The sequence below is a fragment of the Caulobacter sp. GW821-FHT10A10 genome, from assembly GCF_059415745.1.
The window spans coordinates 214,793-228,002 of the sequence record NZ_JBWKNV010000002.1 but is presented as its reverse complement, the minus strand read 5'-3'; the positions used below and the strand labels follow the sequence as shown (position 1 = coordinate 228,002).

11 protein-coding genes are annotated in these 13,210 nt (G+C 68.7%); 2 read left to right on the top strand and 9 right to left on the bottom strand.

Annotation, left to right across the window (positions count from 1 at the left end; all coding sequences use genetic code 11):
* Positions 1-92 precede the first annotated feature (92 nt).
* The 3 genes from dnaJ to AC07NS_RS05935 form a co-directional block, all read right to left on the bottom strand.
* Positions 93-1,244, bottom strand: coding sequence for a molecular chaperone DnaJ (dnaJ, locus tag AC07NS_RS05945; RefSeq protein ID WP_494602160.1), 1,152 nt, complete (start codon positions 1,242-1,244; stop codon positions 93-95).
* Between the two features lie 158 nt (positions 1,245-1,402).
* Positions 1,403-3,307: a molecular chaperone DnaK gene (dnaK, locus tag AC07NS_RS05940; RefSeq protein WP_494602158.1), complete on the bottom strand. Its 1,905-nt coding sequence runs from the start codon at positions 3,305-3,307 to the stop codon at positions 1,403-1,405.
* Positions 3,308-3,609: 302 nt separating this feature from the next.
* A complete protein-coding gene (locus AC07NS_RS05935) occupies positions 3,610-6,249 on the bottom strand; it encodes a M1 family metallopeptidase (protein ID WP_494602156.1) in 2,640 nt (879 codons plus the stop codon).
* A gap of 93 nt (positions 6,250-6,342) precedes the next feature.
* Between AC07NS_RS05935 and AC07NS_RS05930 the strand changes: the two genes are divergently transcribed.
* Entirely contained in the window at positions 6,343-6,960 is a 618-nt protein-coding gene (locus AC07NS_RS05930) for an alpha-ketoglutarate-dependent dioxygenase AlkB (protein WP_494602154.1), read from the top strand.
* Here the strand turns inward: AC07NS_RS05930 and AC07NS_RS05925 are convergent.
* From AC07NS_RS05925 to mutM, 6 genes are all read right to left on the bottom strand, one after another.
* On the bottom strand, positions 6,957-7,325 hold the full coding sequence (locus AC07NS_RS05925; RefSeq protein WP_494602152.1) for a hypothetical protein: 369 nt from the start codon (positions 7,323-7,325) through the stop codon (positions 6,957-6,959). The genes AC07NS_RS05930 and AC07NS_RS05925 overlap by 4 nt on opposite strands.
* Before the next feature lie 127 nt (positions 7,326-7,452).
* On the bottom strand, positions 7,453-8,940 hold the full coding sequence (dnaA, locus tag AC07NS_RS05920) for a chromosomal replication initiator protein DnaA (RefSeq protein ID WP_494602150.1): 1,488 nt from the start codon (positions 8,938-8,940) through the stop codon (positions 7,453-7,455).
* 425 nt (positions 8,941-9,365) lie between these two features.
* Positions 9,366-9,641 (bottom strand): 30S ribosomal protein S20, encoded by a 276-nt coding sequence (gene rpsT / locus AC07NS_RS05915; protein ID WP_494602149.1) that lies wholly within the window; start codon positions 9,639-9,641, stop codon positions 9,366-9,368.
* A gap of 138 nt (positions 9,642-9,779) precedes the next feature.
* Positions 9,780-10,565: an enoyl-CoA hydratase gene (locus AC07NS_RS05910; protein ID WP_494602147.1), complete on the bottom strand. Its 786-nt coding sequence runs from the start codon at positions 10,563-10,565 to the stop codon at positions 9,780-9,782.
* A gap of 28 nt (positions 10,566-10,593) precedes the next feature.
* Positions 10,594-11,454, bottom strand: coding sequence for a TraB/GumN family protein (locus AC07NS_RS05905; RefSeq protein ID WP_494602146.1), 861 nt, complete (start codon positions 11,452-11,454; stop codon positions 10,594-10,596).
* A 49-nt stretch (positions 11,455-11,503) separates the two neighbouring features.
* A complete protein-coding gene (mutM, locus tag AC07NS_RS05900; RefSeq protein WP_494602145.1) occupies positions 11,504-12,367 on the bottom strand; it encodes a bifunctional DNA-formamidopyrimidine glycosylase/DNA-(apurinic or apyrimidinic site) lyase in 864 nt (287 codons plus the stop codon).
* Between the two features lie 82 nt (positions 12,368-12,449).
* Here mutM and AC07NS_RS05895 point away from each other — a divergent pair, with 82 nt between their 5' ends.
* Positions 12,450-13,208, top strand: a complete 759-nt coding sequence (locus tag AC07NS_RS05895) for a class I SAM-dependent methyltransferase (RefSeq protein WP_494602143.1) — start codon at positions 12,450-12,452, stop codon at positions 13,206-13,208.
* Positions 13,209-13,210: the final 2 nt, after the last annotated feature.

Sequence of the window (13,210 nt, the reverse complement as noted above, 5' to 3'; positions counted from 1 at the left end):
CGGATGCGGGCAAATCGCTGGTGAACGCAAGACGCAGAAAGGCCCGCCACCAGGGCGGGCCTTTCGAGAATCGCGACGCTGAGCGGGGAAGCCTAGTTGCCCGTCACTTCTTCCCAGAAGCGCTTGGCCTTGCCGACGAAGTTGGCCGACTTTGGGTTCTGCTTGTCGTCGCACAGGCCGGCCAACTCCTTGAGGAGCTCCTTCTGGCGGGCCGACAGGTGGGTCGGGGTTTCCACGAACAGTTCGACCACCAGGTCGCCGCGCTGGCGGTTGCGCAGCGACGGCATGCCCTTGCCCTTGAGGCGGACGGTCTTGCCGGTCTGGGCGCCTTCGGGAACCTTGACGCTGACGCGGCAGGTGCCGTCGCAGGTCTCGCCGCCCTTCAGGCACGGGGCCTCGATCTCGCCGCCCAGGGCGGCGACCGTCATCGGCACCGGCACGGTGCAGAGCAGATCCAGCCCGTCGCGCTCGAACAGTTCGTGCGGGGTCACCGACAGGAAGAGGTAGAGGTCGCCGCGCGGGCCGCCACGCACGCCCGCGTCGCCCTCGCCCGCCAGGCGGATGCGGGCGCCGTCGTCGACGCCGGCCGGGATGCGCACCGACAGGATGCGTTCCTTGCGGACCTGGCCGTGGCCATGGCAGCCGGCGCACGGGTCGAGCACCAGGCGGCCCGAGCCGCCGCAGCGGGGGCAGGCGCGCTCGACCGAGAAGAAGCCTTGCGTGGCGCGCACGCGGCCGGCGCCGCCGCACGAGCCGCAGACTGTGGGGCTGGTGCCGGGCTTGGCGCCCGAGCCGTCGCAGACCTCGCAGGTCATGGCCGCCGGGACGGTGATCTCGACCTCGGCGCCGGCATAGGCCTGCTCGAGGCTGATCTCCAGGTCGTAGCGCAGGTCCTGGCCGCGTTGCGGGCCATTGGACTGGCGACGGCCGCCGCCGAACATCTCGCCGAAGACATCCCCGAACACGTCGCCGAAGATGTCGCTGGCGTCGAAGCCCTGACCGCCGCCGGGGCCGCCCTGCGGGCCGTTGACGCCGGCGTGGCCGAAGCGGTCGTAGGCCGCGCGCTTCTGCGGATCGGAGAGAACCGAATAGGCCTCGTTGATTTCCTTGAACCGGCCGCTCGCATCCTCGCAACCGCCGTTGCGGTCGGGGTGGTGCTGCATCGCCAGCTTGCGGAAGGCGGACTTCAGGCCCGCGTCGTCGCAGGTCCGGTTCACGCCGAGAATTTCGTAATAGTCGCGCATCGTCAGCGTTCGGCGCCCGTAAGGCTCAACAGGACAAGGATTGTCGTAGGAGAGGTGGGGGAGGCCGCGCCCGGCCGCAAGGCGTCAAACGGGCGCACCTGAAAACGAGCGCGCCGGCGAACGGTCCTCGAAAGGGCGTTCGCCGGCGCGTCCATGGCTTAGGACGCCGGCTTGTCGGCGCCGTCGACTTCCTCGAACTCGGCGTCGACCACGCCGTCGTCCGCAGCGGCTTCAGCGCCGTCTTCGGCGCCGTCGCCCTGCTGCGAGGCGTACATGGCTTCGCCCAGCTTCATCGAGGCCTGGATCAGCGCCTGGGTCTTGGCCTGGATGGCCTCGACGTCTTCGCTTTCCAGAGCGGCCTTCAGCTCGGTGATGCCGGTCTCGATGGCGCCCTTCTCGGCCGCGCCGACCTTGTCGCCGTGATCGGCCAGGGCCTTCTCGGTCGAGTGCAGGATCGCCTCGCCCTGGTTCTTGGCCTCGACCAGCTTCTTCTTCTGCTCGTCGGCGGCCTTGTTGGCCTCGGCTTCCTTGACCATGCGCTCGATGTCCGCGTCCGAGAGGCCGCCATTGGCCTGGATGCGGATCGAGTGCTCCTTGTTGGTCGCCTTGTCCTTGGCGTGAACCTGGACGATGCCGTTGGCGTCGATGTCGAAGGTGACCTCGATCTGCGGCACGCCGCGCGGCGCCGGCGGGATGCCCACCAGGTCGAACTGGCCGAGGATCTTGTTGTCCTGCGCCATCGGGCGTTCGCCCTGGAACACGCGGATGGTCACGGCCGACTGGTTGTCGTCGGCGGTCGAGAAGGTCTGCGAGCGCTTGGTCGGGATGGTGGTGTTGCGCTCGATCAGCGGGGTGAACACGCCGCCCAGGGTTTCGATGCCCAGCGTCAGCGGGGTCACGTCGAGCAGCAGCACGTCCTTGACGTCGCCTTGCAGCACGCCGGCTTGCACGGCCGCGCCCAGCGCCACGACTTCATCGGGGTTCACGCCCTTGTGGGGTTCGCGACCGAAGAAGTCCTGCACCGCCTGCTGGACCTTGGGCATGCGGCTCATGCCGCCGACCAGGATCACTTCGTCGATGTCGCTCTTCTTCAGGCCGGCGTCCTTGAGGGCCTGTTCGCACGGACCGATGGTGCGGGCGATCAGGTCGTCGACCAGGGCTTCCAGCTTGGCGCGCGACAGCTTGATGTTCAGGTGCAGCGGGCCCGAGGCGTTCATGCTGATGAACGGCAGATTGACCTCGTACTGAGCCGTCGAGGACAGCTCCTTCTTGGCCTTTTCCGCTTCTTCGCGCAGGCGCTGGAGAGCCAGCTTGTCCTTGCGCAGGTCGACGCCCTGCTCCTTCTTGAACTCGTCGGCCAGGTAGTCGACGATCCGAAGGTCGAAGTCCTCGCCGCCCAGGAAGGTGTCGCCGTTGGTCGACTTCACCTCGAACACGCCGTCGCCGATCTCCAGGATCGAGACGTCGAAGGTGCCGCCGCCGAGGTCGTAGACCGCGATTTTCTTGCCGTCGTTCTTGTCCAGGCCGTAGGCCAGGGCCGCCGCGGTCGGCTCGTTGATGATGCGCAGCACTTCAAGGCCGGCGATCTTGCCGGCGTCCTTGGTGGCCTGGCGCTGGGCGTCGTTGAAGTAGGCCGGAACGGTGATGACGGCCTTGGAGACCGGCTCGCCGAGGTGGGCTTCGGCGGCTTCCTTCATCTTCTGCAGGATGAAGGCCGAGACTTCCTGGGGCGAGTAGTCCTTGCCGTGGGCCTTGACCCAGGCGTCGCCGGTCGGACCCTTGACGATCTCGTAGGGCACCATGCCCTTGTCCTTCTCGACCACCGGGTCGTTCGCGTTGCGGCCGATCAGGCGCTTGATCGCGAACAGGGTGTTGGTCGGGTTGGTCACGGCCTGGCGCTTGGCGGGCTGGCCGACCAGGCGCTCGCCGTCCTCGAGGAAGCCGACCACCGACGGGGTGGTGCGAGCGCCCTCGGCGTTCTCGATCACCTTGGGGTTCTTGCCGTCCATGATGGCCACGCACGAATTCGTGGTGCCAAGGTCGATACCGATAATCTTGCTCATGTGTGGTGCCTGCAGCTCCTCGAATGGCGGACGGCGGTGACAAGGGCCTCATGAAAGCGCCCCGGTTTTTCTCGGTCCGTCCCCGTCTGGTCGCGTTGATCCAAAATCCTGCCGCCCGCGAACGGGCGAAAGGAGAGGGTTCAATCGAAGTTGACGAGCCCGTCAACCCCGCTTCGATGCCCGATATGGGGGATACGCAGCGACCCGCAACCCCATTCCCGCAGGGAAAGAAGGGGAATCTGCAAGACAGAAGGCCGCAGCGTCGGGCTGTCGACGCTGCGGCGAGGCTTTCAAAGGCCCGATCAGCCGGCCTTGGCGACCCAGGCGGTGATCGCCGGCAGGCGCTCGGCGCGCACTTTCGCCCGATATTCGATGGCCGCGATCGCCTTGTCGGCCTCCTTGCGCGAGCCTTCGGCCAGGTTCGCCGCCGCCCAGGCCTTCAGCTTGGCGGCCGTCTCCGGCTTGCCGGAAGCGGTGGCGAGGCTGGGGATGAAGCGGGTGCGGGCGCCGTTGTCGACCTTGTCGTTGACCGCGTCCTTGTGGGCGGCGGCGAAGTCGAAGGCCAGATCCGGATGGCGGCCGGCCACGCCCGAGATCATGCTCGAGGCGTTGGTCTCGCCCGGCTCGGCGGTCAGGGCCAGATCCAGCGCCTTGCGGGCCAGGGCCTCGTCGCGGGCCGAGGCCAGCAGGCTGTAGAGCTGGGCGCGGACCAGCGGGGTCTTCTCGGCAGCCGCCCGGGCGTGGATGGCGTCCCAGGTCGCCGCGTCGGCGTTGACCGCCACGACGCCGAGGATCGCCTTGCGCAGCGGGCCGGGGATCGCCGACGGATCGGTCGTGTCGGCGGCGAAGCGCCGCTGCGCCTCGGCGACCACCGCCGGGTCGCCCAGCTCGCCCAGGGTGGCGATCAGGTCGCCGCGCAGGATGGCGACGGGATCGGGCTCGCCGGCCTTGGGCGTCCAGCCCACGCGGTCCAGCATCGGCGCCAGACGGGCGATCGCCAGTTTGCGGAAGGCCGCTCGCTCGGGCTGGCCCTGGTAGTAGCCGTCGATGGCCGACAGCACGGAGGCGACCTTGGACAGCACCTGCGGGTCGGCGTCGGCCGGCGTGGCGGCGATCAGGTCCAGGGCGTCGGCCGCGCCCTGCTGGCCCGCCGTGCCCATGGCCCAGGCGTCGGACAGCAGGCCCAGCTGGTCGATGGCCGGCAGCTTGCCGAAATTGGCCGCCAGGGCCTGGAAGCGGGCCGGCGCGTAGAGGACGCGGTAGTAGCCGCTCTGGCCGGCGTTGACGACGACCGGGCCGCAGCCCTCGACCGTCAGGCTGGCCTTGCCGCCCTCGACCACGGTCTTGGCGACGCTGGCCCCGTCCAGCGCCTTGGCGTTGACCGGCACGCGCCAGGCCAGCGGCGTCTTGTTCGGGAAGTCCTTGCTGTACTCGCCCTGGGTAAGGGTCAGCACCTGCTTGCCGGCCTGGCAGGCGCCGCCCTCGACGCGGATCAGCGGCACGCCCGGCTGCAGGGTGAAGTCGTGGGCGATGGCGGTGATCGGCTTGCCGGCCGAGGCTTCGACCGCCTTCCACAGGTCGTCGCTGACCGTGTTGCCGTAGGCGTGGGCCTTGATGTAGGCGCGCACGCCGCTGCGCCAGGCGTCCTCGCCGACATAGCCCTCGAGCATGCGGATCACCGCCTCGCCCTTCTGGTAAGTGATGCCGTCGAAGGCCTGGCTGGCCTGCTCCACCGTCTCGACGTGCTGCACCACCGGGTGGGTGGAGGACAGGCCGTCGAGGTTCATGGCGTACTCACGCCCGGCCACCGCGCCCAGCTGCGAGTTCCATTCGGGATGGAACTTCTCGGTGGCCCGGCCCTCCATCCACGAGGCGAAGCCCTCGTTGAGCCACAGGTCGTCCCACCAGGCCATGGTCACCAGGTTGCCGAACCACTGGTGGGCGGTCTCGTGGGCGACGGTGGTGTAGATGTTCTGGGCGTCGCGCTGGGTCGAGATCGCCGGATCCATCAGCAGGGCGTATTCGAAATAGAAGATCGCCCCCCAGTTCTCCATGGCGCTGAAGAACTGGCTGCGGCCGGGAGCGGCGATGTGGTCGAGCACCGGCAGTGGATAGTCGACGCCGAAATAGTCGTTGTACCAGGCCACCAGCGGGCCGGCGGACTCCAGGGCGAACTTGGCCTTGGGCAGGTCGCCCTTCTTGGTGACCACGCCGATGTCGACGCCGGCGGTCTTGACGCTGGCGCGATCGAACTCGCCCAGGCCGAAGAACAGCAGGTAGGTCGACATCTTCGGCGAGGTGGCGAAGGTCACGCGGGTCTTGCCGCCGCCCAGGTCGACGCTCTTGGCCACCGGCATGTTGCCCAGGGCCATCTGGCCGGTCGGGATGATCGCCTCGACGCTGAACGTGGCCTTGTGGAACGGCTCGTCCCACGAGGGGATGAACCGGCGGGCGTCGGAGTTCTCGAACTGGGTGTAGAGGGCGCGCTTGGAGCCCTCCTCGGTGTCGTAGTCGAGCGCGAACAGGCCCGCGGCCTGGGTGTAGATCTTGCCGGCGTAGTCGGCGGTCAGCACGTGCGCGCCCTTGGCCAGGGGCGCGGCCAGGGTGAAGGTCACGGTCTGGGCTTCGTCGTCGACCTTGACGGTCGCCGGCTTGCCGTCGATGGCGGCCTTGGCGAAGGTCAGGTCGGCCGCCTGCAGGGTCAGGGTATGGGTCGGCTGCGTCACCTCGACGGCGATCTTCACCGAGGCGGTGAAGCTCATCTTCTGCGCGTCGGGCGTGAACGAGAGGTCGTAGTGGATCGGATGGGCGTTGCGCGGCAGCTGGGTGGTGACCGTGGCGGGCGTCGCGCCCTTGGTCCCGACTTGAACCGTCGCCGCCAGGGCGGCCTCGGAAGCGAAAAGCAGCGCGACCGCCGCGGCGGTGGACAGAAGACGACGCATGTACGGCCCTGGTATGCAACGATCGTGCGGCCAGCGGCCGCTTGGCGCGAAACCAACACCCATCCGGCCGCCGGGCGGCATTAATTCCGCGTAATGATGAACCCCGTCAGCCTCGTTCCCGGCTTCGATCTCTGGCCCGGCCTGCTGTCGCCGAGCGAGCAGGCCGCCCTGGTCGAGACCGTGCTGGCGGCCGTCCAGATCGCCCCGCCGGCCAACTACGCCACGCCCTACGGCAAGGCGATGAGCGTGGCCATGACCAGCCTCGGCCCCCTGGGCTGGACCAGCGACGCGGCCGGCTACCGCTACGCCGACCGCCATCCCGGCACGGGCGCGCCCTGGCCGCAGATCCCCCAGGCCCTGCTCGATCTCTGGGCGCGGCTGGGCGACCCCGAGGTCCCGCCCGACGCCTGCCTGGTGAACCTCTACGGCCCCGAGGCCCGCATGGGCCTGCACCAGGACCGCGACGAGGCCGACCCGCGCTTTCCGGTGCTGTCGATCTCGCTGGGCGACACGGCGGTGTTCCGCATCGGCGGGACAAACCGCAAGGACCCGACCCGCTCGGTGCGGCTGGCCTCGGGCGACGTCTGCCGGCTGTCGGGCCCCGCGCGGCTGGCCTTCCACGGCGTGGACCGGATCCTGCCGGGGAGCTCCCGGCTCGTGCCAGGCGGGGGAAGGATCAACCTGACGCTCAGGCGGGCGCGGGCGGGCTAGTTCTCGGCCCTGAGCAGTTCCTGATTGTAGACCAGGGCGTAGGCGGCGGCCTTCTTGTTGAACCGTGCATGCCCGAAGTCACGGATCTGGTCGCCGGTGTCCTCGATGAAAAGAACCGGCCTGCCAGCGGTTGCGGGGTCATCGACGCCGGGAACCAGGGCGCTGTAGCCATAGACGCCCAGCAGGTGATGGTCTCCGTGGCCGAGCGCCTTGGCAGCGTCAGCCCGGGCGTTGCCAGGATTCACCTGCGCCATCGAACGCCTGATCTCGTCCCGCGCCACAGGCTTGCCCGCGTGCGGGTTCGCATAGGGCGGCGAGCACCCGGCGATCGCCACCAGCAGCAGGAGCCAGGCTATCCGTTTCATTTCAGTCCCCCGCCCAGTCCCCCACCCATCGGTGAGCACCATGGTTATGACGGTCGCCGCCTGACGCCCAAACGAAAAAGGCCGCCCCTTTCGGAGCGGCCTCTTCATCTCGACGTCGGAAGTCCGATCAGCCGCGCAGCTTGCGGGTGATGGTCTCCAGGTCCTGGCTGAGCACGGCGTCTTCCTGGCGCAGGGCCTCGATGCGGCGCACGGCGTGCAGGACGGTGGTGTGGTCGCGACCGCCGAACCGACGGCCGATGTCCGGCAGCGAGCGGGTGGTCAGCTGCTTGGCCAGCCACATGGCCGCTTGGCGCGGACGGGCGATGGCGCGGTTGCGGCGCTCGCTGAGCAGGTCGGCCTGCTTCATGCCGTAGTGCTCGGACGTCGCCTTCTGGATGTCGTCGATGGTGATCCGCTTCTCGCCGCCACGCAGGTGCGGGCGCAGGATCGCCTGGACTTCGTCCAGCGTCAGGCGCGGCAGGCGCTCGCCGGCGCGGGCCGTCAGGGTGTTCAGCGCGCCTTCCAGCTCGCGGACGCTGTCGGTGAAACGGTCGGCCAGGAACTGCAGCACTTCGGGGCGCACGGCGCCGACGAAGCCCTGGGCGCGGCCCAGCGCCTCGATCTTGCGCTCCAGGATGCCCAGGCGCAGCGAACGGTCGGCCGGCTCCAGGCCGCAGACCAGGCCCGCCGACAGGTGCGAGCGCAGGCGGGCGTCCATCTCGGTCATGGCCGAGGGCGGACGGTCGGCCGAGAACACCACCCGGCGGCCGTCCTCGACGAGGGCGGTCAGGGTGTGGAACAGCTCTTCCTGGCTCGACTGCTTGCCGGCGATGAAGTGCACGTCGTCGATGATCAGCAGGTCGGCGCCGCGCAGCTCGTCCTTGAAGGCCGTGGTCTGGCGATCCATCACCGCGCGGACGAAGGTCGACAGGAAGCGCTCGGCGGTCAGGTACACGACGCGCTTGTTGGGCGCGTTGCGCATGGCTTCCCAGGCCAGGGCGTTCAGCAGGTGCGTCTTGCCGAAGCCGTAGGGGCCGTGGAACAGCACCGGGTTGAAGTGGCCGTCGGCCCAGCTGGCGACGCGGCGCGCCACGGCGTGGGCGAATTCGTTGGCCGGACCGGGGACGAAGGTGTCGAAGGTGAAGCGTTCCTGCAGGCCCTGGACCGGCGAGGTCTTGCCGGCGGCCGGGGCGGGCGCGGCGGGGACGTCGCTGGAGACCGGCAGCACGATCTCGATCGGCTGGGCCTTGGCTTCGACATAGACGGCGCCGGCGGTGGCCGAGGCGGCGTCGGCCGAGGCTTCGAATTCGAGGCGCGACTTCAGGTCCAGGCGACGGCCCACGGCGTCGCCGGCGGCCCACAGCTCGCCGATGCGGCGCCAGGCGCTGCGACGGATCCAGTCGCGGGCGATGCCGGTGGGGGTCACCAGGACGACGTCGCCGCCCTGGGTTTCACGCAGCACGGCGGGCGCGATCCACGAGCCGAAGGCGGCGTCGCCCAACTCGCGCTTCAGCGAGACACAGACCTTGTTCCAGACGATGCCGGCAGGCTCGCGCGTGACAGCGGCATACGCAGCCGACAATTCCTGACTGGCCGCCCCGACCTTGATCGACATCAGTTCACCGCCTCGCGCCTGCATACACACAATTACAGATTGCCGGTCGCAAGCCCCCCATGGCGCACGACCGTGCTCAAACACTGCCCCCACAATTATTGAAGACACACAGGGGCTTAACCGGCGAACGCATGGTGTTCGCCGCCGCCGCTGTCGTCAAAGACTGGGAGAGCGTTGAGACGCTTAAACTAGCCACCGGCCCCGGCCGGTCAAACGGAAAACTTGCGTCCGATCGCGGATATTTCTGTTGACTCGCGAGACCTCCTCGCTCGTCAAGGGAATGCCGTTTTGGAGAGTTTCGTTCGACGACCTGAGAGGCAGGTATAGGGATACATAGACAAAGCAAAAGCCGACCGAGTTGCCCCGATCGGCTCTTACAAGTCTTTGATTTCGCTGAACGAACGGCGTTCGCTCGCGATCTGGACTTAGGCGGCGGCCTTGTCCAGCTTCTTCAGGCGGGCGGCCAGGCGCGAGACCTTCCGCGAGCCGGTGTTCGGGTGGACGACGCCCTTCGAAACGGCGCGCATCAGCTCCGATTGCGCCTCGATGAAGGCGGCCTTGGCGACGGCGACGTCGCCGGCGGCCAGGGCGTCTTCGAACTTGCGCAGGAAGGTGCGCACGCGCGAACGGCGAGCGGTGTTCACTTCGGTGCGACGGGCGATCTTGCGGATCGCTTTCTTGGCGCCGGGATTATTGGCCATGAGTTGGACCTTCAAACGGACAGCCACGCGGGCGGCCGCGAAGCAGGAAAAATCAAGAGCGCGCGGATATACGGGAACCCCGGGATCGGGTCAATCCATCCACATGGGGATTCTTCACCGCGCGGCCACGGCTCAGCTTCACGAACCCTTGAACGCCGGTTTGCGCTTCTCGACGAAGGCCGCCATCCCTTCCTTCTGGTCGTCGAAGGCGAACAGCGAGTGGAAGAGGCGGCGCTCCAGCGCCACGCCGGTGGTCAGGGTCGTCTCGTAGGCGGCGTTGACCAGTTCCTTGTTCATCGCCACGGCCAGCGGCGACTGGGACGCGATCTTGGCGGCGACCTTCAGGGCCTCGTCGACCAGTTGGTCGGCGGGGAAGACCCGCGAGACCAGGCCCGAGCGCTCAGCCTCGGCGGCGTCCATCATCCGGCCGGTCAGGATCATGTCCATGGCCTTGGACTTGCCGACGAAGCGGGTCAGGCGCTGGGTGCCGCCGATGCCGGGGGCGACGCCGAGATTGATCTCCGGCTGGCCGAACTTGGCCGTGTCGGCGGCCAGGATGAAGTCGCAGATCATCGCCAGCTCGCAGCCGCCGCCCAGGGCGTAGCCGGCCACCGCGGCGATGATCGGCTTGCGGATGGTCTCGATCGCCCGGGCCTGGGGGGTGAAGAAGTCGGCCTTGAACATCTCGGCGTAGGACTTCTCCGACATCTCCTTGATGTCGGCCCCGGCGGCGAAGGCCTTCGGTGAGCCGGTCAGCACGATGCAGCCGACGCCGTCGTTGTTCTGGGCGTCCGCCAGCGCCTGGCCAAGCTCGGTCAGCAGCACGCTGTTGAGGGCGTTCAGGGCCTCGGGCCGGTTCAGGCGGATCAGCGCCACGCCGGGCGCGGTTTCGGGGCGTTCGACGATCAGGGTCTCAAAGGCCATCGGCCGTCCTTCCTCAAGTCCTGGCCGTCTATCGCGGCCCTTGTACGTCATAGCCCAGCGCGCGCAGGCGAGCGGGCAGGCCGTCGGGACCCAAGAGGTGCCCGGCGCCGACCACCACCACCGTCCGGCCGGACCCGGCCAGGCGCGCTTGCAGGGCGTCCATCCACCGTGCGTTACGCTCGACGATGAAACGGCGATAGAGGGCGGGCGAAGATTTCCGCATTCCGCCGACGACGGCGCGCTCGAGCGCCTTCTGGTCGCCCTTCGACCATGCGGCCACCAGCCGGCGATAGGCGCCGGGATCCTTTTCCAGCTGTTTGACCGTGGCGTTCAGGGTCCTGACCTGGTCGGCCTGCGAAGCGCCGGCGAACAGGGCCATCTGCTGGTCGGGAGTCTCGAAGGCCTTGCGCACGACGGTCGGCGGCGCGGCCGCCTGCAGCCGCCGCTCGACCCCGTCCTCGGCCAGGCCCTGGTCCTGGGCGAAGGCGGCCGTGGTCAGCCGCACCTCGGCCATCCAGGGCTGCAGGCGCTCCAGCTCGCTCATCGGCACGGAGAAGCGCTCGGCCAGCTTGCGCAGGCGGGCGGCGGCCCGAGGCTTGAGGCGCGAGGTCAGGGTCTGACCGGGCGGCAGCAGACCATAGGCGCCGGCCAGGGCCTGCATCCGCTGATCGGCGGCGGCGTCCATCGGCAGTTCGAACCACAGGTCGTCGGCCTTCGACAGCGCCGCGTCCAGGGCCGGCGGCTTCCAGTCCAGGTCCTTGGGCAGCACGTGCATCGAGCCGAACAGCACGATCTCGGAATCCGCGTCACGCACCGTCCACATCGCCGGTTCGGCGAGGGCCGGCGTGGCCATCAACGCGGCCAGGGCGACGAGAAGCGAGCGGAACATCGAACCCAACCGGAAAGCCGCGCCTCAGCTCAGCAAGGCGCGGTCAGGGTCATTTCTGACAAACGGGGCAGAAGAAGGTCGAACGCCCCGCCTGCACCTCGCGGGCGATCACGCCCTTGCAGCCGGGGGTCGGGCACGGCTCGCCCTCGCGGTCGTAGACCCGGAAGCGATGCTGGAAATAACCCAGCGCCCCGTCGGCGGCCGCGAAGTCCTTCAGCGACGAACCGCCGACCTCGACGGCCTCGGCCAGCACCTCCTTGATCGCCGTGGTCAGCGGCCCCAGCCGCTTGCCGGCGATCTGGCCCGACGGCTTGAACGGCGAGATGCCCGAACGGTGCAGGGCCTCGCAGACATAGATGTTGCCCAGGCCCGCCACGGTCTTCTGGTCGAGCAGCAGGGTCTTGGGTCCCTGCTTGCGACCGCCGAAGGCCTTGACCAGCGTCTTGGCGTCGAAGGCCTGGGACAGGGGCTCGGGCCCCATGGTCGCGAACCACGGGTGGCGATCGACGCGGTCGGTGGCGATCAGGTCCATGAAGCCGAACCGGCGCGGGTCGTAATAGGTGACCGTCGCGCCCTCCTCGGTTTCGAAGACCACATGGGCGTGCTTGTCGTCGGGCTTGACCTCTCGGGCGAAGTCCCCGGGCCGTACGGCCCCTTCCGGCGCGGCGATCTCGAACCTGCCGGTCATCCCCAGATGCATCACCAGGGTGTCGCCACGGTCCAGCGGGGCGAGCAGGTACTTGGCCCGCCGGTCCAGCCGCAGGATCTTGGCCCCCGTCAGCCGCTGGACGAAGCCCTCGGGCAGGGGAAAGCGCAGGTCGGGACGGTTGGCGCGCACGCGGATCAGGCGCGCCCCGGACAGGACGGGCTCCAGACCCCGGCGGACGGTCTCGACTTCGGGCAGTTCGGGCAAGACGGCTCCTTAAGACGGTGACGCGACGCAAGGCGCGGTCTAATAGGCGAAGATCATATAGAGAGCCCGACCCGTAGACGTCATGAGCAAGCCCTCCGCCACTTTCGGATTCAAGGACGTCGATCCCGCCCTGAAGGCGGGCCTGGTGCGCGGGGTCTTCGACCGCGTCGCCAAGAACTACGACCTGATGAACGACCTGATGAGCGGCGGCGTGCACCGGCTCTGGAAGGACGCGGTCGCAGCCCGCCTCAACCCGCAGCCGGGCGAGATCATCATCGACTGCGCGGGCGGCACCGGCGACATGGCCCGTCGCTTCGCCAAGATGGCTCGCAGCGCCCAGCAGCGCCGCGGCGGTCCGGACGCGACCATCAATATCGTCGACTACAACGCCGAAATGATCATGGCCGGGATCGAAAAGGGCGGCGAGCCCGAGATCACCTGGACCGTGGGCGACGCTCAGCGCCTGCCGCTGCCCGACGCCTATGCCGACGCCTATGTCATCTCGTTCGGCATCCGCAACGTCACCGACATCGACGCGGCCCTGCGCGAGGCGCGCCGGGTGCTCAAGCCCGGCGGCCGCTTCCTGTGCCTGGAGTTCTCGCGCCCCGCGACCGAAGCCCTCGCCAAGGCCTATGACGCCTACAGCTTCAAGGTCATCCCGCAGGTCGGCGAGTGGGTCGCCAAGGACCGCGACGCCTACCAGTACCTGGTCGAGAGCATCCGCCGCTTCCCCGACCAGAAGACCTTCCTGTCGATGATCGAGGCGGCCGGCTTCAAGCGGGCCACCTACACCAACTTCACCGGCGGCGTGGCGGCCCTGCACCAGGGCTGGGCGCTCTGAGA